This window comes from Sulfolobus islandicus Y.N.15.51 (assembly GCF_000022485.1).
Classification (GTDB): domain Archaea; phylum Thermoproteota; class Thermoprotei_A; order Sulfolobales; family Sulfolobaceae; genus Saccharolobus; species Saccharolobus islandicus.
In genome coordinates this window covers 1,992,001-2,016,195 of the sequence record NC_012623.1, presented here as the reverse complement: position 1 = coordinate 2,016,195, position 24,195 = coordinate 1,992,001, and the positions used below count along the sequence as shown (strand labels likewise).

23 protein-coding genes are annotated in these 24,195 nt (G+C 37.5%); 4 read left to right on the top strand and 19 right to left on the bottom strand.

The features are described from left to right. Positions 1-7 precede the first annotated feature (7 nt). From YN1551_RS10955 to YN1551_RS10930, 7 genes are all read right to left on the bottom strand, one after another. The gene (locus YN1551_RS10955; RefSeq protein WP_012717822.1) at positions 8-1,192 is read right to left on the bottom strand and encodes a DNA double-strand break repair nuclease NurA; all 1,185 of its coding nucleotides are present in this window, start codon (positions 1,190-1,192) and stop codon (positions 8-10) included. Between the two features lie 41 nt (positions 1,193-1,233). After that, a complete protein-coding gene (locus YN1551_RS10950) occupies positions 1,234-1,668 on the bottom strand; it encodes a hypothetical protein (RefSeq protein ID WP_012715666.1) in 435 nt (144 codons plus the stop codon). Positions 1,669-1,678: 10 nt separating this feature from the next. Further along, on the bottom strand, positions 1,679-2,896 hold the full coding sequence (locus YN1551_RS10945) for an RNA-guided endonuclease InsQ/TnpB family protein (RefSeq protein WP_012717821.1): 1,218 nt from the start codon (positions 2,894-2,896) through the stop codon (positions 1,679-1,681). Then, a complete protein-coding gene (locus tag YN1551_RS10940; protein WP_012717820.1) occupies positions 2,880-3,521 on the bottom strand; it encodes an IS607 family transposase in 642 nt (213 codons plus the stop codon). Before YN1551_RS10940 ends, YN1551_RS10945 begins: the two co-directional genes overlap by 17 nt. Positions 3,522-3,681: 160 nt before the next feature. Further along, positions 3,682-3,924 (bottom strand): hypothetical protein, encoded by a 243-nt coding sequence (locus tag YN1551_RS17625; protein WP_238527828.1) that lies wholly within the window; start codon positions 3,922-3,924, stop codon positions 3,682-3,684. Positions 3,925-3,946: 22 nt separating this feature from the next. Beyond that, a complete protein-coding gene (locus tag YN1551_RS10935; protein ID WP_238527827.1) occupies positions 3,947-4,294 on the bottom strand; it encodes an AAA family ATPase in 348 nt (115 codons plus the stop codon). 521 nt (positions 4,295-4,815) lie between these two features. After that, complete coding sequence (locus YN1551_RS10930) at positions 4,816-5,895, bottom strand: NAD(P)-dependent alcohol dehydrogenase (protein ID WP_012713480.1); 1,080 nt, start codon at positions 5,893-5,895, stop codon at positions 4,816-4,818. 127 nt (positions 5,896-6,022) lie between these two features. On the opposite strand from YN1551_RS10930, the gene YN1551_RS10925 reads away from it, so the two are divergent. Continuing rightward, entirely contained in the window at positions 6,023-7,141 is a 1,119-nt protein-coding gene (locus YN1551_RS10925) for an L-rhamnonate dehydratase (protein ID WP_012717819.1), read from the top strand. Positions 7,142-7,145: 4 nt separating this feature from the next. Here the strand turns inward: YN1551_RS10925 and YN1551_RS10920 are convergent, their stop codons facing one another. The 5 genes from YN1551_RS10920 to YN1551_RS10900 form a co-directional block, all read right to left on the bottom strand. Continuing rightward, a complete protein-coding gene (locus YN1551_RS10920; protein WP_010923298.1) occupies positions 7,146-8,537 on the bottom strand; it encodes an MFS transporter in 1,392 nt (463 codons plus the stop codon). A gap of 102 nt (positions 8,538-8,639) precedes the next feature. Continuing rightward, on the bottom strand, positions 8,640-9,344 hold the full coding sequence (locus YN1551_RS10915) for a helix-turn-helix domain-containing protein (RefSeq protein ID WP_012717818.1): 705 nt from the start codon (positions 9,342-9,344) through the stop codon (positions 8,640-8,642). A gap of 207 nt (positions 9,345-9,551) precedes the next feature. Further along, complete coding sequence (locus YN1551_RS10910; protein ID WP_238527826.1) at positions 9,552-10,139, bottom strand: hypothetical protein; 588 nt, start codon at positions 10,137-10,139, stop codon at positions 9,552-9,554. A gap of 209 nt (positions 10,140-10,348) precedes the next feature. After that, entirely contained in the window at positions 10,349-11,410 is a 1,062-nt protein-coding gene (locus YN1551_RS10905; RefSeq protein ID WP_012717817.1) for an IS110 family RNA-guided transposase, read from the bottom strand. Positions 11,411-11,454: 44 nt separating this feature from the next. Then, on the bottom strand, positions 11,455-11,784 hold the full coding sequence (locus YN1551_RS10900; protein WP_012717816.1) for a DUF4322 domain-containing protein: 330 nt from the start codon (positions 11,782-11,784) through the stop codon (positions 11,455-11,457). 485 nt (positions 11,785-12,269) lie between these two features. On the opposite strand from YN1551_RS10900, the gene YN1551_RS10895 reads away from it, so the two are divergent. Continuing rightward, the gene (locus YN1551_RS10895) at positions 12,270-13,316 is read left to right on the top strand and encodes a DUF917 domain-containing protein (protein ID WP_012717815.1); all 1,047 of its coding nucleotides are present in this window, start codon (positions 12,270-12,272) and stop codon (positions 13,314-13,316) included. Here the strand turns inward: YN1551_RS10895 and YN1551_RS10890 are convergent. From YN1551_RS10890 to YN1551_RS10870, 5 genes are all read right to left on the bottom strand, one after another. Then, complete coding sequence (locus YN1551_RS10890) at positions 13,291-14,874, bottom strand: hydantoinase/oxoprolinase N-terminal domain-containing protein (RefSeq protein ID WP_012717814.1); 1,584 nt, start codon at positions 14,872-14,874, stop codon at positions 13,291-13,293. The genes YN1551_RS10895 and YN1551_RS10890 overlap by 26 nt on opposite strands. After that, entirely contained in the window at positions 14,822-15,904 is a 1,083-nt protein-coding gene (locus YN1551_RS10885; protein ID WP_012713486.1) for a DUF917 domain-containing protein, read from the bottom strand. Before YN1551_RS10885 ends, YN1551_RS10890 begins: the two co-directional genes overlap by 53 nt. 4 nt (positions 15,905-15,908) lie before the next feature. Continuing rightward, positions 15,909-16,295 (bottom strand): hypothetical protein, encoded by a 387-nt coding sequence (locus tag YN1551_RS10880; RefSeq protein ID WP_012713487.1) that lies wholly within the window; start codon positions 16,293-16,295, stop codon positions 15,909-15,911. After that, positions 16,292-17,653: a purine-cytosine permease family protein gene (locus tag YN1551_RS10875; RefSeq protein ID WP_012710672.1), complete on the bottom strand. Its 1,362-nt coding sequence runs from the start codon at positions 17,651-17,653 to the stop codon at positions 16,292-16,294. The genes YN1551_RS10880 and YN1551_RS10875 overlap by 4 nt, the downstream gene beginning before the upstream one ends. 169 nt (positions 17,654-17,822) lie before the next feature. Continuing rightward, positions 17,823-18,302 (bottom strand): Lrp/AsnC family transcriptional regulator, encoded by a 480-nt coding sequence (locus YN1551_RS10870; protein WP_012717813.1) that lies wholly within the window; start codon positions 18,300-18,302, stop codon positions 17,823-17,825. Positions 18,303-18,497: 195 nt separating this feature from the next. Between YN1551_RS10870 and YN1551_RS10865 the strand changes: the two genes are divergently transcribed. Together YN1551_RS10865 and YN1551_RS10860 are read left to right on the top strand one after the other, a co-directional pair. Further along, positions 18,498-20,549 (top strand): hydantoinase/oxoprolinase family protein, encoded by a 2,052-nt coding sequence (locus YN1551_RS10865; protein ID WP_012717812.1) that lies wholly within the window; start codon positions 18,498-18,500, stop codon positions 20,547-20,549. 2 nt (positions 20,550-20,551) lie between these two features. Beyond that, positions 20,552-22,291 (top strand): hydantoinase B/oxoprolinase family protein, encoded by a 1,740-nt coding sequence (locus YN1551_RS10860; protein ID WP_012717811.1) that lies wholly within the window; start codon positions 20,552-20,554, stop codon positions 22,289-22,291. Between the two features lie 31 nt (positions 22,292-22,322). Here the strand turns inward: YN1551_RS10860 and YN1551_RS10855 are convergent, their stop codons facing one another. Further along, complete coding sequence (locus tag YN1551_RS10855; RefSeq protein WP_012717810.1) at positions 22,323-23,540, bottom strand: RNA-guided endonuclease InsQ/TnpB family protein; 1,218 nt, start codon at positions 23,538-23,540, stop codon at positions 22,323-22,325. Beyond that, positions 23,524-24,165, bottom strand: coding sequence for an IS607-like element ISC1913 family transposase (locus tag YN1551_RS10850; RefSeq protein ID WP_012717809.1), 642 nt, complete (start codon positions 24,163-24,165; stop codon positions 23,524-23,526). The genes YN1551_RS10855 and YN1551_RS10850 overlap by 17 nt, the downstream gene beginning before the upstream one ends. Positions 24,166-24,195: the final 30 nt, after the last annotated feature.

Genomic DNA, 24,195 nt, shown 5'->3' with positions numbered 1-24,195 from the left:
GCAACTTTTAACTAGTTAGGAATTGCTGGAAAACGTTAGCGTAGGTCATCTTATCGTCGTGAATTATATTCAAGTTATTTGACGCGATTTCATAAGCGTAAATGAAGAGGGAAGCTGATATCCTCTTACTCCTTTTATCCACGATCTCAATGTAAGTTGGTAATAGGTTGTTCTCAGTTATTCTTGAGAGAACTGGGGATAAGTTCATTTTATCACTTATACTTTCTATCCTCAAAAAGCTAGGAGGAAAATAGGGTCTTCTCATTATAACGTAATAGGCGTATTTAGGTGGAACCTTTTCAATAACCTTACTTCCGTTCTCCTCCTCAACTTGTATTGCGTATTCTATCTTGAAGGGACCTATAATGCAAATATATGGGTAATTACTCTTTCTACACACTTTTTCATCTATTAATTCCAATACAGTATTATCCTTAATGTTTCTGTTCTCTATTCCCAACAATTCGGTGATCTTCTTCTCATTTACGAGCTTCTTGGAGTTCTCCAACCTCTTAACTACTCCAATGACTTTGTCGTTTAGAGCTTTTATCCTATCGTTCACAAGCTTCGCATACGCGATTTTGTGCTTCCTTCTAGCCTCAGTTATGACTTCCAATTCCTCAGTTAACTCTAGGGGTGTTGGATAAATGGGGCCGTCAACTATTACTATATCATGATCGTCAATTACCTCTTTCAAACCTATATTTTCTGCCTCAGTTCTGATCTCATCAGCTATGTCATCTATTTTGTACTCGTTTCTGGGTTCATTCACGTAATAGTAGCCTATGACGTTCTTAGTCCTGATGTAATTGTCATTGACGTTAATTGCCTTTAAGATGTCCTCATAGCTACTTATCCCCATGTAGGGAGTATTTATTGTATATGGACCGTCCATGAACCCCTTTTTATTACTGTAAATTGACAATCCTACAAGACAAGTGTTGACGGAGTGGTCCCTTAAATACCTAGAGGAGGAATCTAAGGAGGCAATTCTCTTATTACTATCGTACTTAAAGTAGTCCAAGGGGTAGACTTCTGGCTTTACCTTTTCACTAAGTAGCTCTATCGTCATTATTCTCTCCTCAATTTCATGTTCTGGGTTTCCCTCGTTATCTACCCTAACCTCTGGCATCCTCCTCTTTACCGTAGCGATCTTTTCGATTACCTCCTTAATCCTTATCTTCCATTCCATTATATAGAGTGTGGTAGTTGGAAGTAATATTTCTTCTTCTCTTAACTAGATAACTCCTTTGCGATTTGCATTAACTCCTTAGGACCTAAATTTAAGTCACCATAATCGTTTGGTTTCTCCTTTAAACTGACAAAACCAACCCTTTCGCTTACCTTACTCATCCTCTTTATACTATTTAATGCTTCACTTTTAGTAATTTCTCCCATCTTAATTTCAAAAGCCCATATTGGCTTCTTTTTCTTAACTATTACAACATCTATGTCCTCTTTAGGAGAATAGTAGAGTTGGCCTCCAAAGTACTTAGCTAACATTTCTCCTATTGAAAACTGGACTTCCCTTCCAATGGGTAGTTCCTCTATCAACGCATCCCTTTCGCCTACCATATACTTACTTTCAGCATACAAGATTAAGGAAAGGGGAGGGGAAGATACTTTATAATAGTTCTCTTTTCCTAATGTGAGAATCTTACTTACCAACCGTTTGTCCCTACACTTTCATTTCAATCATTTTATGTTCATTCATGATCGAGTGTAGGGACTTAGCCCTCAACCACCCACTTACTGTAGGTGGGTCATGGGACTCCTTCGAGCCCAACGGCACTGGGCTCACATCTCCAGCCCTTTTCTTCAGATTGTACAGTGCAACTACATCCCTATGCCACTTTTCCTTCCCCTTCTCACAAACACCAACCCTTGGGGCATCGCCCCCATCGGGTTGGTAAACGATCTTAGTTCCATGAACTGGGCAAACAGTGGAAGTATAAGATGGGTTAACTAAGACCACGGGGACACCAAACTCCCTAGCCTTCTCAATAATAGCATTCTTCATTGAGGAAAATGCAGATCTATAAATCCTCAACCTAAGCTGTTTATCCTTAATATCCTTAACCATATGCTCTGGAGCCCTCTTGGGCAAGTCCTCTAAAACTATGACACTCCTACTTTCAAAAGCCTCTTTAACGATCAGCTTAGCTAATTTCCTCCTAATGTCTACTTTCTTATCCCTCTCCCTCAGCATCTTTAACTTCCTCCTCACTTCCCTATCCTTAGTTGACTTACCAGTAGTTATTGCCTTCCTCCTATACTCATAGCCCAGAGTAATTTTCTTAGTGTTAGTCTCAAGCAATAAGGGTTTACTATTGATGAGCACCGAGACCGAATTCTCGTTAAGGTCGACGGGAATAAACGCTTTAGGCTCATAAGGTTTAACATCCCTCTTAAAAATGACGTAGAACTCTACAACATTCCCCTTCAACAATTTAAACTTGGCCTCACTCGCAATCAACCAACCCTTATTATAATATCTCCAGAAGATCTTAGGGAAGGTTGGTGAAATGAAAACCCTACCCTTCTTTGTGGAAATTGAAATCGTGTCGAGGTTGAACTTCCATAAGTGATCATCCAGGTGAATAGTAACTCTCCTCACAGACGGTTTCTCAGTGTAACTCCTCCCTCTCTTCTTCAACTTCTCAAAACTCTCTAATCTCTCGCTTGCATCCTCACAAGCGGTGTAAATATAATGGGAGGGTAAGTCCTTATGCTTCTCCCTCTCAGTCTTGTAAACTCCAGCTTTAATCCTGGTGAAGGAGGTAGTTTTGTTTGACAGTCCATAATTTATTGCCTCCTCTAGAACCTCTCTGTACTCCTTCTCGACCTCCTTAAGTGCTGAGTAAGTTTTATAATCAACCTTAACCCTTAACTTCACTGTCCTCTCCACTTAACTCACCTATTAACTTTTTTACACCTTGAACTAGGAGTGTTTTCTTGTGACTCCTCATTCCGTAAATTTTCCCTGCGAATGATGTAACGACGGAAATTAAGTCCTCAACTAGCTCTTGTGCGTCATCTTTGGGCTCCTCACCGAAAACAACCTCAATCTTAACTCCCATGGTTGAAAAGAACTCCTCAATGTACTCAAATCCAAATCTTGTAAGTCTGTCTTTGTATGTTATTAATATGATGTCTACACTCCTTCCCTCAACAAGTTTGAATAACTTAAGCAATCCTTTTCTTTGTGTGTTTAACCCGCTTGCAATATCTTTCAGTACTTCAACTACCTTGTAACCCTTTGCCGTTGCGTAGTTCGTTAGGTAGTTTATTTGTCTCTCCAAGTCTTCTCTCTGGTCTGCTGACGAAACTCTTGCGTAAATTACAGCCCTCGTCTCTTCCCTCCTTTCTAAGTACTTCTTAATCTCGCTGTAAGGTATCCTATACTTCCCTCCTTCAGTCGTTACCACCTTTATTTTTCCTTCTCTAATCCACCGTAGGAGTGTTGAGTATGAGATGCTGAGCAGTTGGCAAGCCTCCTTAGGTCTCAGTAGTCTCTCCACAAGATTAGTTGATAATAAATAAATATAAAAAGATTTCTATTAACGTGAGAAAGTATTCAGCCCATTTTAGCCAATTTATTTATCATTGAGGTGATTGTTGGTTCTTCCCTTTGTACTATTCCAGCGATTTCCTTACTCCTCCATACACCTTCCCCTAAGGTTAACAATATTTTGTAATATAGATCTGTGAGTTGTCTTTCCTCCTCTTTGAAAACCCTCCTATTAAACCCTTTGCAACTAGTGAAAACTCCTTTATTCTCTTCTTTAACTCATCATAACTTTCTATGAAGGGAATTATCCAAGGGTCTCTGTAAAGTACCGATAAGACTGGGTCGTTAAGTTGTGACAGCACGTCTTCATATGAGATTAGACCTATTTCTGAAGGTGTGAAAATCCCTAACAAGGGGCTATTTCTATCAAAAACCTTATTGACAATCCCGTAACTTGAGCCAATAGCTACCAATATACCAGAAGGGCGCCCAACTGGCAATTAGAGACCAATATATCTCTGGCAATCTTTGGAATTCGTCAATTACCGCTATTCCTCCATTCTTTAGAGTTCTCTTCACCTCTTCCAATGCCTTTTCAATTCTTACTATTTCACCGCTTTGAGTTATTGCGTTATTTACGTCTCCTATTATAATATAAGTGTCGTATTTCAATGCACTCTTAACTAATGTAGTTTTGCCTGTTTTTCTCCTACCATAAATTAGCGTCCAGTTCTTTATGCTGGCAATCTTCTTCTCTTCTCGTCTTCTGAGATGTAGTCTCACGGGAATAGTCTCATAAGACTATAATATATAAACTTTTTGTTTAAGCTTTTACCATCTTCAGAAGGTGTTCATGAGAATTCTTCTAATTTTCGATATTCCAAGATAATGGTCTCACAGATTCAAAAATATTTAGTTCTAGTACCTCGATCTTTAGATTATCAGCTACATATGATCGGTTAGTAAATTTTTGATATACAATAGAAAATCCATATCGGTGTGCAGACTTACTTATAAACTGCTATAGTCTAAACGTGGATTACACTACGATAAAGAAGATTCTGCCCTATGACTAAGGGGTAGTTCAAGGGAAGGGAGGGTAAGTGGTACTACACTCCTTGTGCAAATAGATTAATCCTTCAATTAACGGAGATGCTGAACTACAGTTAAAAGCTGATATTAACAAGGAGGTTAGCGATAACGTAAAGTTAAAGCTTGGAGTAACATTATTGAAAGGCCAATAACGTGGTTTAGGATAGTTTCATCCAATGAGATAAAAGTTACCATTTAAGCCTTAACTTGAGCTAAGGTGTTATTACTTGTCTTCCCTCTACTCTTCCCTCATCTAAATCCTTAAAGGCCTTGTTTATTTCATCTAAAGGTATTTTAACAACATATGGCTTAATTTTCCCACTTTCGCTAAGTCTTACAACGTCTTCTAAATCGTTTAGTGAACCGTAATTGGAACCCAGAAGCTTCTTATTCCATACCGCAGTATCAAAGGCCTCTAAACTAACCCTCTTCCCCTCCATACCCACTAGTATTATTGCACCCTCTTGTGCTAACAACTTTCCTAAATTATAAGAAGTTTCCTCTGTTCCCACTAAATCTATTGCAACACTGGCACCTAAGCCATCTGTGAGTTTGCTTATTAAACTTTCAGCTTCTTTCATTTCAACCGCGTGATCCGCTCCCAACTCTAACGCCAAATCCCTATGCTTTTTACTCCTAGAAATTCCAACTATAACTATATTCTTCATTAGCGCCTTTAATATTTGGATGGTGTAAACGGCTAACCCTCCAATACCGTTAACTATCACAACTGGTTCTGCGAATTTGTTCATGAATGGCAAGGCTTGCCTTATAGCTCCCATAGAAGTAGTACCAGCATCTGCTAATGGTGATGCATCAACTGGGCTTAGGCTGTCTAATTTCACTAACCATCTATAGCTTTTAACTAACATGTACTCTGAGAAACCGCCATTTGTTGTTTGCCCAGGGATCACTTGATTTTTGCAAATGTTAAACTTCCCCTCTCTACAATATCTACAAGTCATGTCACCCCAAGTTGCGTAAACCACAACGTTATCTCCCTTCTTTGCCTTTGCCAATTCCCCAACTTCTACTACTGTCCCGGCATTTTCATGGCCCAATATTATTGGTAATCTGAAACCTTGTTTCGCTTCAACTCCTTTCCATACTCTCAAATCGGTTCTGCAGACTCCAGCCCCTCCTATTCTTACTAAAACCTCTTCCCCCTTTGGTTCAGGAATTTCAACGTCTTCTATCGATAATGGTTCTGAGAACTTCTTCAGAAGGGCTGCTTTTGATTTAACCATACTTATGTTTTTCCTCATCGCCGAATAAAAGGTGATTCCAAACATGTTAGGGTTTGGTATTAATTTTTAGATAGATGTTAAGATTAGTTGAGTATATTCTGTATGAGACTATCATTCTTATCCCCACAAGTTAGGGTTAATAGATAAAAGTTTAGCAGATAAATGTTATAGCATGACGGTAAAAATTGATAAGATATATGTAATTAGTACGGAGAGTATTTCAAGACAGAACTTTCCTTACGCTAAGCCAACTGATTATTACAGAGAGTATTTGGGATCTTTATCACCATTTCAATCAGCGTTCATGGATAAGATTTGTTTTATAAGAATGGATCTAGACGATAACGCTACTTATTCCATTCTTGAAACCTCTGAATCAGTATGTAATTTCGTAATGTCTAATTTAGCTAACCTTGTTAGGGGTCTACCAATCTCTAGGATAGGTATGGCGTGGGATTTGTTATATAGATACACCCTGCCAATCGGTAGGAGTGGGATAGCAATTCACGCCATAAGTGTTGTTAATCTTTTAATGTACGACGCGTATGCAAAGTTACTAGGAGTTCCAGTTTACGAACTGTTAGGAGGAAAAACAAGGGATAAGATAAGGGCTTACGCAAGTCACTTACATCCCACAAGTAAGGAGGAGTTGGAAAAGGAGGCTAGGAGTTATGTGGAAGAGGGATATACTGCGATGAAGATGAGGTTCTGCTGTGGTCCCTCTGATCCTTTAGGCGTTGACAATAATGCCGAATTGGTAAAAGTTATAAGGGACAGTGTTGGTTACTCTGTGGATTTAGCTGGAGACGCGTGGATGTCTTGGAATTTGAATTTCGCATTAAAGATGGCTAGGAGATTGGAGAAATATGAGTTGTGTTGGATTGAGGAACCCTTCTTACCGGATGATTTCGAGTCTTATAGTTACTTAAGTAAAAGAACAGATATTCCAATATCTGCTGGTGAACATCACTATCACGTTTACGATTTCAAGAGGCTTTTGGATTCCGGAGTGAGAATATTACAGCCCGATGCCGTATGGGTTGGAGGGATAACTCCAATGAAGAGAATTACTGGATTGGCTGAAGCTTATGGTGGTGTTGTAATCCCTCATACTTCTAACATATACAATTTGCACTTTATAATATCAGAACCAGAAAGTGTTTCGCCAATGGCTGAGTACTTAACCAAATATAAATGGCTAGAGGATAGAATGATAAATCCTCCTAAGCCAATAAAGGGATATTTCGAATTGGGAGAAGAAAAAGGTTTTGGCTTAAAGTATGACCTTTAATAGTTTATTTGTTGCCAAGAGGTCTTGTATTCACTTCTACTACTTTAGATACTGGAACTTTACCTCCATAAAAGTCCTTTATTACCACCTCTAAGGATTTTCCATGTGTATCTGGTCCCACTAATAATCCCAAAATAATATTTAGTATAAAGAATGAAGTAGCTACTGCAGCTATTGCTGAATAACCTATTACAGTAATTATTGAAGGTACGAAGATACTCCATATTCCCAATGCTATTCTCATCCAGCCCCATACAAAACCTTGAGCCGTATTTCTTATTTCCGTTGGGAAAAGCTCCGTTGACCAGACTCTAGTTTGAGGCCATAACGCCATTCCATGACCGAATCCAAATAAGAATACATTGAATAATGCTACCCAAAGTATCTTGAATGGTAAACCTATAGGTAATGCGAAACCAATTGCGCAAATAAGAGAACTTACTGCATATAATAGCTTCCTATTCACTTTGTCTGATAGCTGCATGTATACTCCAACAACTCCAATTATTGCAGTCACGAACCACGCGATTTGAACTAGATCACCTACTACAGAACTTTTGATAGACAAATCTTCTATGAGGAAAGGTAAGAAGAATCCAAAGGTTCCAGCTGGTACTCCCCAGAAAATATAGATTGGGATCATGAAGGCTAATCCTTTCCAATATTTGAACATATCACTCCACTTACCTTTGGTCTCAGCCTTAGGTATTACACTTACGCTTTGTCCTAATTGTACTAATGCTTGTTTAACCACTTCTTCTTTTCCCTTCACTAGTCCCCATCTAGCGGATTCAGCAATTCCTCTTCTTAGGACCCATGTTACTATTGCAACTATTGTCAAAAACCCGAATAGGACTCTAAAGGAGTTAACACCCAATGGAACCGTGCCTATACCTAGAAGCAATATTATTATGGGTCCAATATACCAGAATAAGTTAGTAAATGACATTAATCTTCCGCGATTCCTCTTAGGAGCTAGCTCAGCTATTAGTGACCAACTTGTTGGTACGTCAACTCCCACTGCCAACCCTACTATAGTATACCCTATAATAACCATGTAGTAATTTATTGCTGATAATATAATTATTGCACCTATTGCATATACGATTAGATCATATGTATATATAGCCTTCCTTCCATATCTGTCACCTAGTGGTCCAGCTATCCAAGCTCCTATACCAGCGGCAAAGGCATTTGGACTTAACGCAGCTATTATACCTAAGAGAAGGGAATTAAGATGGAAGAGGGAAACCCATATACTTACTGATGCGGCACCCGCAACTATCGCTCCTGCATCAAGAAAATCTGCTAAAGCAGATAGGATTGTCCACCTATAGTGCGTAGATGATAGTTTAGCCTCATCAAGTGCTTTTAGAGGATCTGAAGGTTCACTCATTATTGGTATTTATGTTATATATAGTTTATAAGTAAGGATCCATACTTATATGGAGATATGTATTCTGTCCGGTAAATTTTTAAAACATAATATGCTTAGAGCTTAATAATCTGGAGAGTGAAAAAGTAGATCTTGTTGGCAAAACTCCCTAAATATTTTAGACATAATCTTCTTTTCGGCTTTCCTTAAATATTCTTCTAATGTGGGTTTTGATATTCCCATAATCTTCCCTAATCCTTCTAGATTTATTCTTCTAGGATATTCATAATATCCTAGTCTTATGGCCTGAAGCACAGCATTCCTTTCTTGCTCAGAAAAATCAAAGAATGTAGGTACGAAGTCATTAAAGTTTACAAGTTTAGCATTAAAGTAATGGATCTTCCCTATTGATTCCAAATCCCTCTTAAGCATTGTAACGTCACTTGAAGGCATAATTAGTAATAATCTTTCATTACCTTCTTTTATCAAGTCTTTTATATAGAACGTCATATAATTTCCTATGATACTCATGATCATGTTCTCGTACCTTTCTTTAAATAATATCCTATAAATTCCCCTCCTATTGTCCAACTCTAAGATTTGTATAATCTCGTAAATACTCTTATCTCTCTTGAACGACTTTAAAAAGTCCTTAAAAGTTCTTCTGTTATAAGTTTTAACTTCGTCCATTCCTAAAATGTAATCTTTTCCCTTATTCGGCTTCGCAAAAATGGTCTTTACTAGTACAGGGTAACTTGACGTAAGCTTACTCCAACAATCCTCATGATCTATTTCAAAAGTTACTAGTGATAAGTTAAATAGTGACACGATTAAAGTATATTATTTAAAATATATAATAGTTTAGGGTTGTTGATTACGTTAGACTTGAGTACAATTTTTGATAACTTACCATAAGTGATCAAATGATTGTAATGCAAATTCCATTTATTTAGTATATATTTTTACCTCATATAATGAACATTATAAAAGATTTATACACGCAAAAGAAGTTGATATCCCTAGACCCCAAATTCATCACCCCGAAAATAATTCAAGGGAGTTAAAAAGTGGATAAAATAATTTAACTAAATATTCTTGCAAAATAGTAATATTATCTTGCAAGAGCAAGATAGTTAGGAGTAAGCGGAAGTCTTCCTTGCTCGTTGTCCCCTTGAGGAGCAAGTATAGTGTATAGATTAACATTGCTAGTACGAAGATGAACAAGCGGAATAACCAACTCCTTGATGAGGTAAAGATTAGGAAAGACTTAATCAACTTGTATGATGTTTCTATTGGCGTCCTAACCTTGTCATACCATTTCACAACAATACTCCTATTTACGTCTAGGTTTGTCCCCTTTGCCAAGTACTCCTTTCCCCTACCATGATGTACTATTAGCCTAAATGTCGCTTTCTTACCATTTGACTTTACAGTATAATCTCCATCAAAATTCCTATGTATCCCTACCTTACCCACGGGTACTCCAATGATGAAGTTAAACCTTGACAAGTAGTTGATCACATCCACTGAATAGAAACCAGCATCTAGTGTTACTAATTCTATTTCTAGGCCCAATGCTAGTATTTGTTGTATTAGGCTTTCAACTATCTTTAGTCTAGTCATTCCTTTTTCTACGCGTGTGAATGCTAGTGTTAGTGTTTTTCGCTTTACTCTTGTCGTTGCGTAATTCCACGCGTAGCCTTTTTCTGACCCTCCTAGTCCTTCTACGGGCGTTCAGTAATAAATCTTTCGCTCAAACTTCAAGCATAGTATTAGCTAACATTGCCACGTGGATCCTTTCAACCCACGTGGCGATTCGGGGGAGGGCTTACCTATTTAGGCTCATAAGGCTTATTATTATACCAAACACTCCAAACAACCCTTGCCAACTTCCTAGCCAAAGCGACATACAACTTCTTACCCTTCAACCTATCCTTGTGTGTTTCATAAAACTTCAATAAGGTTGGGTTCCTAGAATAACTCCTCATTGCTAAAAAGTAGAACAAGCTACGCAAGTACTTATTACCCCTCTTGGAAATCCCCCTACTTACCACAGCCTTCCCGCTCCTCTCCACTACGGGATCTAAACCGCAATAAGCAACAAAGGACTCAGGCTTAGGAAAACGCTTAACATCACCAACAATACCAGCTGCAAGCCTCCCAACACCTGGTATCGTTAATAGGACGTGGTCTTGAGGGACTTGCCCCTCAATCATCCTCCTAACCTCCTTCAACCTCTCTTGCGTTTCTAGGAGGTTTTTAGCCAGGATTTTGATTTCCTCAAGCACTAAGGGGGTGTATTCAAGTTGGTATAGTTCTTCCTGTGTGAAATCTCCTTTCGCAAGTTTTTCCAACCTGTCCTTGCTTACCTTATCGTTATCGCTTACTAGGAATAGTGCTCTCTTTAGCCTGTTCTTGTATTTCGTCTCTATGTCCTTTAGGAAGAGGTAGAGTGTTACTAATTCCTTTAAGGGGTTGTAATCGTACTCCTTAGCCTTGTCGACCATGTTTTCTAATTTTTCTGCGTCGTAAAAATCTGTTTTCTTTCCCCTAAACTCCTTTTCCCTTGATAACACGTTTGGGCTGACTTGTAGTACTCTTACCCCTCTCTCCTTGAAGTATTGTGAAGGCTTTATTGCATATACTCCGGTAGGCTCTAGGACTATTGTGCAAGCTTTCATCTTGAGGATTTCCTCATAACCCTCCTTTTTGTTCTCGTATCTTCTCACCCTCCCCCTGCTAGTTATTAAATGGTCCTTTGATACATCTATCCCTATTACCCCTACCTCTTTATCACACCTATATGCGTGAATTTTATCACAATGTTCAGTCCGATGGTAGGGGTTTGTCACGCCACTACCCGAAGACTTCGCTTCAGTTTCCCTCTCGACCATGTTTCCCCAGTCGAGGAGAGTATTACTCTCCTCGACTAATAAACCTATATAGGTTTTCCCTTGTATTCTATTGATGTCCAGTCTATTGATATTTTTACACGTTTTCTTCCACCTAGTTCCTTAGCGGAAATCGTTTTGATCACGTTTAGCATTTGGTCTATTACTTGTGGTTGTTCTTCCACGTAGTTTCTAACTGTTTGTGGTGATATGCCAAGCTCTTTTGCCTTGTTTTCTACTGAATCTTTTGTTAGTGCTGCTGTTACAAGTGTTTTCTTGACTTCTTCTGCCTTTCTTCCCTTGAAGTTTATGATGGAAAATAATTTTTCCTCTATTTGTACTCGTATTTTAGGGGAGATGTAGTCTGGTGTTGTCAAGCGTTTCTCCCCTAAAGTAATACCAGACTACATCTCCCTTAACTTTTTCTCTAATTACAAAATTTTCTTGGTTAGAAAAAATTATACAATGCAATTATTTTTGTAAAATGAATTTGGGGTCTAAGGATATCTTTTCCTTCAACACAATGAAAATCTTGTAGAAAGAGAATTATTACTATTAACCATGAGTGTGCATGGTATCATCATTAGGTATACAAATTTGTTAAACGACTATGTCTTTATAGAGAGTATGTGCATTAAATAAGGTATTATTATAGTCTCTTTCACAATAGTTGTAAAAGAGCAAAAGGGCTAAGTTTAATCTAAGGGATATTGGGGAATGATGAGCCTAAAGGAAATAGACGGATATGTTTTGTATTGAAAAGTGTTATGTTCCCTTCGCGTTTACTAAGAAAGACTATACAGTAAACGATGGCGAGTAAAACTTTAAACTTTATATTATTAATGGGGGTTTATAATAAAACATGAAAATTTCTGTTAGTGATCTATACAATCTCGCAATAGGGAGTTCAATATTAGGTTCTGGTGGTGGTGGAAATCCGTTTTTAGGATATAAAATTGTCAAAGCAAAAATGCTTCAGATGAATATTGATTATGTTGAATATACTGACGAAATTGATGAAGATAGAGATTTCATAATAGGAGTAGGCGGTATGGGGTCGCCATTGATAGGTATAGAGAAGATTCCCGCAGGCCATGAATATTATAAATCTCTTATGACCTTAACTAAATTTTTGAGAAAAGACATTACTAAAATAACTTCTATTGAAATAGGTGGTATAAACTCAGTTGTCCCATTTATGGCATCGTTAATGAGTAAGAAACCATTAGTAGATGGAGATTATGAGGGTAGAGCTTTTCCAGAATTATATATGACTACTATGCATTTTGCAGGATATAAGGCAACACCTTTGAGTATTTGCGATGAGCGTGAAAATTGCGTTATTATAGACGCTGTTGATAACTTCAAGGCAGAGATCATTGCAAGGAGTATAACTGTAAGATTTGGTGGAAGAGGATATATCTCGCTTTACCCAGCATCTGGTAGGGAGTATATTAACGGAGCTATCTTGGGTACAGTAAGCCTAGCTTTCGAGTTAGGTAAAACATTAACTGAAGAAGGATTGGATGAAATGATTAGCTTGGCAAGAGGTAAGATAATTTTCGAAGGTAAAATAGTTGATGTAAAGAGATTTAACTTAGGAGGATTTGCAATTGGTATAGCTAAAATTGACGGCCTTGAAGAATATAGGGGTGAAAATGCCGAAGTAGTATTTAAAAATGAGTATTTAAGCTTCCTTAAAGAAGAAAAAATTCTATCAATATCACCTGAAATTATCAATTTAATCGATTATAATAATAATGTAGTGACTTCTGACTCCCTTAGGTACGGAATAAAGGTGAGAGTATTAGAAATCCCTGTAAGTAATAAGTGGAGAGAAGTTGGGGGATACCATAAGATTAAGGAAATGGTATTTGAAGAAATTAAGAAAATTCGCCAACTACCTTAACTTTAACTTTCACTGAATTTCCAGGTAGATAAGGAATTTGCATTTCTTCTATTTCTCTAACTTCTATTGTTGTGTGTAAGGCTCCAGCTTTTATGGCTAGACTTTTAGCCTCATCAATTAAACTCTTTATAGCATTTTCCCTAGTTATTTGATCATAAGAGAACGTCCTTTCCATTATAGCACCAACTTTGGTTAATGTTGCACCTATCGCATTAGCGTATTGTGCATTTTGTGGTCTTATAACTTCCATTGCCCCTTTTAATTTCTCTGGAACCATTATACTTCCACCACCCACAACAATTACCGTTACATCATCCTTTGAAGTTTTCATTAAGTCTATAGCGTCTTCCCACATTCCTACCATTTTAGTGTATATACTAAGGAAGTACTCTGGAGGGAATTTGTTAATTATTAACTGCGGATTTGTACCGTCTATTGTTATTCCTTTTACTATCATAGCTACATCTGTTGCAGTTAGAGTGTCGCCTCCCCATGCTATTCCTTTATTTATTAACGCATAACCCACACTCTCTGGTCCTATTTTCTCTTTATTAACTATCGTGCCTCCTCCCAATGCCATCGTGTATATGTCAGGCATTCTGAAATTAGTCCTTATTTTAGCTATCTCTACAACAGAGGAGGATTCTCTGGGATATCCCTCATGGAGAACACCCACATTTGTCGTAGTACCTCCTACGTCCATCACTATGGCATCTTTTATTCCAGTCAGTAAGTGAGCTCCTCTAATACTATTTGAAACTGGCCCTGCTACAGTGAATATTGGATAGTTCTTGATAAAATCTTCAGAAGCTACAGTTCCATCATTCTGTGCAAAGAATAGTTTCACATTTTCTATGCCCAAAGAAGATAGTAACTGTTTGATTTTGTTTATTAAGTTCTCAAAGATTTTAAGTATCAACGCATTTAAGATTGCTGAATTCTCCCTCTCTAGCAGTCCTATTCCACCGATTTCATGAGAAAGAACTATGGGGACATTAATTCCTTTCTCTCTTAAAATTTCCTTTGCTCTAATCTCATGTGATGAATTTACCACTGAAAATATTGAACTAATGGCTATGGCATCGACTTTACCGCTTATATCCTCAGCGATTTTTCTTATTTTGTCCTCATCCATCTCTACTATTTCTTCCCCAGTATATTCATGCCCTCCTCTTACCATATATTTATAAGTAACAAAGTTTGCCAGTTGCTCGGGCCAGTCAAATACTGGAGGAACTCCTTCCCCAGCCGGTAAGCCAATTCTAATGATTGCTACTCTATTTAAGCCTTTACCTTGATGTAAAGCGTTTAGACCATGAGTAGTTCCTATCATCAGTGTATCTACTTCGTTTTTTCTCTCTCCAAGTTTTTCCATTACTTTACTTATGGCATTTAAAAGTCCAGTGGTTAAGTCTGGCGTAGTCATTACTTTATCCGCTACTATTAGTTCTTTACCTTCTAATGCTACTGCATCCGTATGAGTACTACCAATATCAATACCTATTCTAATTCTCAACCTTCTTCCACCTTTCCTCGAGTGGTATGAAATCCACATCATATCCAAAGGCTCTGGGTCCTATATACCTTAACGCTTCCTTACTCCTCAGTCTAACACTTGAAGGTATACCGATAACCATGACTTTTTGACCATATTTTATTCTGTCTGTCGTAATGGGTTTTAACGTGAATAAATCTAAAACTGTTATGAGATCTGGTACAGTAGTTACTATGTTATTATTAATCCTCGCTACTAAGAATTCGTTTTGAAAATCAATCTTCATAGTTTGTTCACTGATGTTTTCTAATCCATCTATAATTACATTTCCTTTAGAGAATCCCTTCTCTACTCTTCTTTGCACATCTACTACCTTACCTTTAAACACTATCATTGCCTTTAAAAGGTCTAAGACATCATCAAGACGCATTTGATTTAATAGCTCACCTATTTCTAAGGCTAAACTCAGTGTGCCCAGCACAGCAGTATTTGAGTAAGTTGATAATGACGTACCATATAGAGCGATGTATGCACTTCCTCCGTATCTTACAGTAATAACTCTTGCTATTTTCTCAGACCAATAGCCATCTATACCTTGTACTATGCTTACATTGCCTCTTTCATCGAATATTACGATCGGAGAAGGTTGAACGCCATAAAAGTAAAAGGTAGTCATTTGTAATTCTGGAAATGCCCTTCCCATACCATCTCCATCAATTACTGGAATACCAGTCTTAGCTGATGTTATTAATGGGATCGTTGAATTAACTCCACCCATTTCCAATGGTGTGATATATTCAACCTCATTACCGGAAAATTTGGAATAAACTTCAAGAGCTTTTTTAGCTTCAGAGCTACTGGGTATTTTTTCTATCATCACTATAGGAGCCCCCATCATTGCACTACCTAAAACAAAGGATTTGCTATTTGAGTACTTCACTCCAGTTATTACTTCTATCTTTTTTACAAGCTCTAGTTCCCTTTTTAACATAAGCCCTCCTATATATGGATCTCCTCCGCCTCCGGTACCTAAAAAAGACGCTCCAGTAACTAAGTTTTGTAAATCTCTCTCTTGAATGAAATACGTTTCCATTTAGTTACACCTTTATGACTGAATATCCTTTCCTATATGAAATTGCTAATAAGACTGAACCCCACAAAATTTGTATTATTGATAGAATGGATTCAATTATTATTATTTCTAACCTAGTGAACAGAACAGGGGCATAAATTATTGATATGTAACCTAAAGCGAAAGAGACTATTAGCCATGATGTCTGAACTCCTACTCTTATTTTATCATCTTCTATCTTTTTGAAATAATATCTTCCAATTCCCCATATGGCTATTCCTAACGTAAGGATACCATAAACTAAGTTATAGTATTGTATAAACCCAGTTGTAATGAAATACAGTGCACTAAAGACTAACCCCACTATAATGTTAGAAATGGTAAATATTTTATAGTTATCAAATAAGTTCATCTTAATATCCCTCCTTCGTAATTGAAAGGCAGTATTTCTGGACTCTTACCTAATGCGTTGATAATGTAATATATTATAATGTAGGATAAGAAGCCGGTAACTAAGGAGTTTATTGCTGGTATACCGGCATTTACGAAGTAACCTACTATTGAACCTAATGCTAAGGCTAATATTCCTGCAATATTTATATTATAATACTTATTATTTGGTACGAACTGATACCGTTTATGAGGATCTTGAATCTTATTAATGTATTTCTTGACAATGTAAAAGTCAGCTAGTACAATTCCTCCCATTGCAGGTAAGAAGTCTCCTAACAAAGAGATAAAGTTCTCAAAGGGAGTTATTGACGAACCTGCAGAGAATCCAACATATGCTGCAATTGCAGTACCTATGACACCGTTAATTATGGAGGCTATTTCACGTCTCATTGGAATTAGGTTAACTAAAGATAAGGAACCACTATATAGATTATCAGTATTTATTATGAATTGACCGAAAACTATAATTAGTAAAACACCAACTCCCATTCCTAACTCTAGCATTGCATTAGTTATCAAATAGGAACCAGTTGCTAACACTATTGCTACTCCTCCCAATATTAAGAATGGATATAGGAAAATTATATGAGCAAACCATGCATAGCCAGCATCTTTCGCTGATTTGGCAAATCTGGAGATATCGGGAGAAATTATAGTCCCAGCGCTATATAATCCTATGGTAGCGGATATACCATCAAGTAAGCTCATATGACTTGTTGGAACTGCTGCCATAACTGTGTGAAATCCACCTTTAAGTGCTAACACTATTGCTATTCCTATTGCTATCAGCCATATATGAAATGGAATTGTAAAGTAGCTTAGGAAAGACAGCATCCTATAGCCTACATATGTCATTATTGTCATTAAAATTCCTCCCCAAATGGCAGCTACTCCAACAGAAAAGAAAGGATTATTTGGGAATATCTCACTCATTACTATACCAAATAGCCACGTTTCGACTGCATACCATCCTATTCCCGTAGTTATAGTTATCAGCAATAATCCAGCAACTTTACCTCCCCATCTTCCTAAGGGGTGTCTCCACATAACATAAGTTGAGAGACCACTATAAGCTCCCACAGCTGCAGTCAATGAACCTAAGATGCCTAATACTACTGTTCCCGACAATACTGCTATTATAGCTTGAGAAAATGTGAGTCCATAACCTAGTGCTCCTCCAGCCCATATTACAGCTATTGCACCATAAACAGATGAAAATACTAGAAAAACGTTAAAGAAGCCATATCTGGAATCTTTCGGAACTTCCTTTAGTGAATAGTCATCATATTTTGAGCTAATTTCTTCCTTTCCAGTCATATTTTCTAATGTTTAAATATGGAATAAAAATATTATGATAGTTTAGAAGAAATCGTTTCAATATAAAATAACAATTACTAACCCTGTTATTCAGTCGACTATTCCTTTATCTCTATTCTAAAAAACTAAAATGGAATAGTCTATTAGACTATGAGTTTTCAAGTAAGGTTTATATACTTGAAAGAATCGATTTTCCCCATGCCTTATAAGTTTTTACTACATAACTAATTCTGTAATCTTGAACAGCTTTATCACTGATAATTTTTAATGATTCATCCTTTAACTTAGTGATATTGTTATGAAATAATCTTATAAGTAAATCCCAATCTCCCATATATTCCGTTACTTCATATACTAGATCATCAGCAATGAGTTTGTTTATAAACTGCTCTCTTAGTATTATATCATTCTTTAACTTTACTAAAATGTCAGCATACGGAATACCTAAGTTTTGTAACACAACTACACCAACTATTTTTAAGATTCCAGAATTTTGCATCTTTACTCTTCTTAATCTCACAGCGGTCTTTGATAGCCCGACTAATTTTCCAAGCTTAGCATCAGAGATATTTGCGTCTTGATTTAAAAGTTTCAAAATCTTTATATCTTTATCATCAAGATAATTTCGAAATACTTCTTCCCAAGACATTTCCTAACTTAATAAACTTATAAAAATTACCCTTATTTATAATTTTCTTTCGACTGATCTATCATTGTCTAATAATAAATATATATAGTAATTTAAGAAGATATTCTTACGTGCTGTTTAGTCTTTTTGAAACACTTTGTTAACACAGAGGATTATTAGACTGCTTAATATTTTCAAAACAATACAACTTAATCAATGACAAAAGTGGGCATTGATATTGGAGGTGCTTTTACTGACGTAGTGGTCTATAACGAAGAAAATGGAGAAATAAGCTGGGTAAAGGTAGAGACTACGCCAGATGATCCTTCAAATGGTGTACTTGAGGCGATAGACGAGACTAAAATAAATTTAGGCTATGTAAATACTATAATTCATGGTCAGACACTAGCCATAAACACAATAGTAGAAAGGAAAGGAGCAAAGGTAGGTCTAATCACAACAAAGGGTTTTAGAGATATCCTAGAAATCCAAAGGGCTAATAGAAGAGATATGTACAATTTCAGATATAAGAAGCCAATTCCCTTGGTTCCAAGGTATTTGAGGCTAGAGGTTGGTGAAAGGATAAAGAGCAATGGTGATATTTTACTGCCTATAAACGAAAACGAAGTTGTTGAGGCAGTTAAAAAACTAAAAGAGGAAAACGTAGAAGCTATTGCTGTAGGTTTTATTAATTCTTACGTTAATCCTATACATGAACTTAAGGCAGGAGAGATTATTAAGAGAATTGATTCTAGTATTATGGTAACACTATCCCATGAGGTCACTAGAGAGTGGAGAGAATACGAGAGAACTAGTACCGCCGTACTTAATGCATACGTCATGCCAAAAATGAATAGATACTTGAGCAAGTTGGAAAGTGAATTTAAAAGGAGAGGTTTTAAAGGAAATTATTTTGCTATGCTTTCCAATGGAGGTATGGCCACATTTGAATACGCTAAAAGATTTCCAATATATACATTAGAATCCGGTCCGGTAGCAGGAGTTATGGGAGCTATTAAGATAAGTGGCGCATTAGGAGAGAAAGATATTATAGCAATGGATGGTGGAAGCACTACAACCAAAGCAAGTTTAGTGAGAAACCTAGTACCTAATATAAACACTGATTACTATATTGGAAGAGATAAGTACAACCCAGGATATCCAGTAAAAGTCCCAACATTGGATATAGTTGAAATAGGTAATGGTGGAACAAGCATAGCTTGGATTGATGAAACAAACAATTTAAAAGTAGGACCTAAAGCCGCTGGTGCTTATCCGGGACCAGTGGCTTATGGAAAAGGAGGTAAAGATATTACCGTGACTGATGCTTACATAGTCTGCGGATTTCTAAATCAAGAGGAACTACTTGGTGGGAAAATAAAGGTTAATAAAAGACTTGCCGAGGAAGCTATTTCAAATATTGCGAAATATTACAACATGTCTATTGAAGAAGTTTCCTACGGTATAGTTAAAATTGCTAATAATAATGCAGTAAATGCAGTGAGATTAATATCTGTTCAAAGAGGATACGATCCAAGGGAATTTACGTTAGTAGCATACGGTGGCTCTGGTCCAATGTTCGCTCCATTTGTTGCAGAAGAATTAGATATAAAGAAGATAATAGTACCATTTCTCCCTGCAGGAGTGTTCTCTGCATGGGGTATGCTTGTTTCAGATATCAGACACGATCTTGTCTTGTCTTATCCTTTGAGGATTGACAAGGAGAATAGTATAGATCTGATAAATGAAAAATTTAATGAATTAGAAAGCAAAATAAGATCTATATTAATATCGGAAGGATTCGAAGAGGAGGATATCGTAATGCTAAGATACGCCGAAATGAGATATTACGGCCAAGAACACACTGTAAAAGTGAATGTAATGCCGGGAAAGATTGGAACTGGTGAAATTGAGGAGATAAAAAGAAGGTTTCATGAGGCTCATGAAATCGCTTACGCATTTACTTTAGATAGTCCAATTGAAATAGTAAACTTCCACGTGAGTGGTGTAGTTAAGGCTGAGAGTATTCCATTAATGAAGATAGAAAGGAATAATTCAGATATTAGCAAAGCGTTAATCGGAAAAAGAAAAGTATTCTATGAAGGGAAATACGAGGAGTGGAACGTATATAATAAAGAATTTTTGCCCATTAATTATCAAATAGATGGTCCAGCAATCATAGAAGATCCAACTTCTACATCGTTAATACTAGAGGGACAAATGGGAATGCTAGATAGCTATGGCAATCTAATTATTGAGAGGGATTGACCATGGTGGATCCATTTACATTAGAAATTATAAAAAATGGTCTTGTAGTGGCGTCTGAGGAGATGTTCTACGCCTTCGGAAGGACTGCTAAAAGTCCAGTTATATATGAGGTACTAGATTACGCTGTTGGAATAACTGATGCTAAGGGGAGAGGCTTGGTAGCACAAGCTCCGGGAGTTCCGGGGTTTTCAGGGGTTTTAGACTTTACGATAAGAGAGGTGCTAGAAAAATGGAAAAGTGATATAAATCCAGGGGATGTGATTGCTACTAATATTCCATACTCGGGTGGTACGCATCTCAATGATGTTGCATTAATTATGCCTATGTTTGCGAAGGATACGTTAGTCGGATTCATAGTAAATAAAGGACATTGGAGCGAAATTGGGGGAATGCATTTTGGCAGTTGGAGTTCAGATGCCACGGAGATATTCCAAGAGGGACTTCAACTACCAAACATTAAATTATACATTGGAGGAAAACCCAATAGAGATGTAGTTGATATAATATCTGCCAATTCTAGAATGCCTAACGCTACATTAGGGGACATGGAAGCTCAGATTGCCTCCATGAAGATTGCAGCAAGAAGAATAAATACGCTTATTGAAAAATATGGTTTAGATAACGTACTTGAGGCTATGGATAAGCTTATAGAAGATGGGGTTAAATTAAGCAAGTTAAAACTAGCCAAATTACCTAAAGGTAAATTTGAAGCGGAAGATTATATTGATGATGATGGAATTTCGGACAACCCTGTTTATGTCAAGGTAAAGGTGACCATAACTGATGATGAATTCATTGTTGACTTCACTGGAAGTTCTAATCAAGTTAATGGGCCTATAAATTCACCTTTACCAGCGACTGTTTCTGCAGTCAGAGAGACGTACATGGCTATAACGGATCCCCGTGCTTTGCCTAATGCAGGATTTTTCTCACCTCTAAAAGTGATAGCACGTGAGGGAAGTATATTCAATCCCAGAAAACCAGCTCCCACATCAACATACTGGGAGTCGATGTCATACGCAACAGATTTAGTATGGAAAGCATTAGCTCCCTACGTACCGGATAAATTGTCTGCGGGACACTTTTTATCAATATTAGCTACAATCTTAGGAGGATATGATGAAAAAACTGGTGAACCCTTTGCAATCGTGGAACCTCAACCAGGTGGTTGGGGAGGATGTAATGATCAAGATGGGGAAAGCGCCCTAGTAGCTAGCGGTGATGGAGAAACATATATAGCGTCTGCAGAAGTTTATGAAAGAAAAATGCCCATTTTAGTTGAAAGAGAAAGTCTAAATTCAGAAGACGGTCCAGGTCACGGAAAATACAGAGGAGGCCTGGGAATTATTAAGGATTATGTAGTGTTATCTAAAGAAGCATACTTTACAGTCTCAATAGGAAGATCTAAATTTCCACCTTGGGGAATTAATGGAGGATTTAATGGTCCTCCAAACTATGCAATAGTTTATAAGAAAGGAGAAAAACCCAGAGTTATCAGAAAGGTAGCAGCGATAAAATTAGAGTATGGAGATAAGGTAAGTCTACATAGTGCTGGAGGAGGAGGTTGGGGAGATCCTTTAGATAGAGACCCAGAACTAGTTCTACAAGACGTAAGAAATGAATATATCACATCTGAGATAGCACAAAAAGTTTATGGTGTAGTAATTGAAAATAACAAAGTTAACTACGAGAAAACATCTAACTTGAGAAATATTATGCGAAAGTCCAAGAATAAGATCTAAACTATCTTCTTTTTCCTACTGCCGTTTGTCCCTACACTTTCATTTCAATCATTTTATGATCATTCATGATCGAGTGTAGGGACTTAGCCCTCAACCACCCACTTACTGTAGGTGGGTCATGGGACTCCTTCGAGCCCAACGGCACGGGGCTCACATCTCCAGCTCTCCTCGCTAAGTTGTACAGTGCAACTACATCCCTATGCCACTTTTCCTTCCCCTTCTCACAAACACCAACCCTTGGGGCATGGCCCCCATCGGGTTGGTAAACGATCTTCGTCCCATGAATTGGGCAAACAGTGGAAGTATAAGATGGGTTAACTAAGACCACGGGGACACCAAACTCCCTAGCCTTCTCAATAATAGCATTCTTCATTGAGGAAAATGCAGATCTATAAATCCTCAACCTAAGTTGTTTATCCTTCACGTCCTTTATCATATGCTCCGGAGCTCTCCTAGGCAAGTCCTCTAAAACTATGACACTCCTACTTTCAAAAGCCTCTTTGACGATCAGCTTTGCTAATTTCCTCCTAATGTCTACTTTCTTATCCCTCTCCCTCAGCCTCTTTAACTTCCTCCTCACTTCCCTATCCTTAGTTGACTTACCAGTGATTGTCAACTTCCTCCTATACTCATAGCCCAGAGTAATTTTCTTAGTGTTAGTCTCTAAAAGCATCGGTTTTCCATCAACTAATACAGAGACTGAATTCTCATTTAGATCAACTGGGATGAAACCCTTAGGTTCATAAGGTTTAACATCCCTCTTAAAAATGACGTAGAACTCTACAACATTTCCCTTCATCAGCCTAAACCTGGCCTCACTCGCAATCCTCCAGCCCTTGTTATAATATCTCCAGAAGATCTTAGGGAAGGTTGGTGAAATGAGAATCCTACTCCTCTTTGTGGAAATTGAAATCCTATCAAGGTTGAACTTCCACAGATGATCGTCGAGGTGAATAGTAACTCTCCTCACTGACGGTTTCTCAGTGTAACTTTTACCTCTCTTCTTCAACTTCTCAAAACTGTCTAATCTCTCGCTTGCGTCCTCACAAGCGGTGTAGATGTAGTGTGAGGGTAAGTCCTTATGTTTCTCCCTCTCAGTCTTGTAAACTCCAGCTTTAATCCTGGTGAAGGAGGTAGTTTTGTTTGACAGCCCATAATTTATTGCGTCCTCTAGAACCTCTCTGTACTCCTTCTCGACCTCCTTAAGTGCTGAGTATGTAGAATAGTCAACCCTAACCCTTAACTTCACTGTCCTCTCCACTCAACTCACCTATTAACTTTTTTACACCCTGAACTAGGAGTGTTTTCTTGTGACTCCTCATTCCGTAAATTTTCCCTGCGAATGAGGTAATGATTGAGATTAAGTCCTCAACTAGCTCTTGTGCGTCATCTTTGGGCTCCTCACCGAAAACTACTTCAATCTTAACTCCCATGGTTGAGAAGAACTCTTCAATGTACTCAAATCCAAATCTTGTAAGTCTGTCTTTGTATGTTATTAATACGATGTCGACACTCCTCCCCTCAACAAGTTTGAATAGCCTTAACAATCCTTTTCTTTGTGTGTTCAACCCGCTAGCTATATCTTTCAGTACTTCAACTACCTTGTAACCTTTTGCCGTTGCGTAATTTGTTAGGTAGTTTATTTGTCTTTCCAAGTCCTCTTTTTGATCGGTAGAGGAGACCCTTGCATAAATTACAGCCCTCGTCTCTTCCCTCCTTTCTAAGTACTTCTTAATCTCGCTGTAAGGTATCCTATACTTCCCTCCTTCAGTCGTTACTGCCCTTATTTTCCCTTCTCTAATCCACCGTAGGAGTGTTGAGTATGAAATGCCGAGTAGTTGGCAAGCCTCCTTAGGTCTCAGTAGTCTCTCCACAAAATTGGTTGATAATAAATAAATATAAAA

Coding starts and splice junctions, on each gene's coding strand:
- YN1551_RS10955 (WP_012717822.1), bottom strand. CDS start 1,192: ATGGAATGGAAGATAAGGATTAAGGAGGTAATCGAAAAGATCGCTACG.
- YN1551_RS10930 (WP_012713480.1), bottom strand. CDS start 5,895: ATGTTTGGAATCACCTTTTATTCGGCGATGAGGAAAAACATAAGTATG.
- YN1551_RS10925 (WP_012717819.1), top strand. CDS start 6,023: ATGACGGTAAAAATTGATAAGATATATGTAATTAGTACGGAGAGTATT.
- YN1551_RS10920 (WP_010923298.1), bottom strand. CDS start 8,537: ATGAGTGAACCTTCAGATCCTCTAAAAGCACTTGATGAGGCTAAACTA.
- YN1551_RS10910 (WP_238527826.1), bottom strand. CDS start 10,139: ATGACTAGACTAAAGATAGTTGAAAGCCTAATACAACAAATACTAGCA.
- YN1551_RS10905 (WP_012717817.1), bottom strand. CDS start 11,410: ATGGTCGAGAGGGAAACTGAAGCGAAGTCTTCGGGTAGTGGCGTGACA.
- YN1551_RS10895 (WP_012717815.1), top strand. CDS start 12,270: ATGAAAATTTCTGTTAGTGATCTATACAATCTCGCAATAGGGAGTTCA.
- YN1551_RS10890 (WP_012717814.1), bottom strand. CDS start 14,874: ATGATGTGGATTTCATACCACTCGAGGAAAGGTGGAAGAAGGTTGAGA.
- YN1551_RS10885 (WP_012713486.1), bottom strand. CDS start 15,904: ATGGAAACGTATTTCATTCAAGAGAGAGATTTACAAAACTTAGTTACT.
- YN1551_RS10880 (WP_012713487.1), bottom strand. CDS start 16,295: ATGAACTTATTTGATAACTATAAAATATTTACCATTTCTAACATTATA.
- YN1551_RS10875 (WP_012710672.1), bottom strand. CDS start 17,653: ATGACTGGAAAGGAAGAAATTAGCTCAAAATATGATGACTATTCACTA.
- YN1551_RS10870 (WP_012717813.1), bottom strand. CDS start 18,302: ATGTCTTGGGAAGAAGTATTTCGAAATTATCTTGATGATAAAGATATA.
- YN1551_RS10865 (WP_012717812.1), top strand. CDS start 18,498: ATGACAAAAGTGGGCATTGATATTGGAGGTGCTTTTACTGACGTAGTG.
- YN1551_RS10860 (WP_012717811.1), top strand. CDS start 20,552: ATGGTGGATCCATTTACATTAGAAATTATAAAAAATGGTCTTGTAGTG.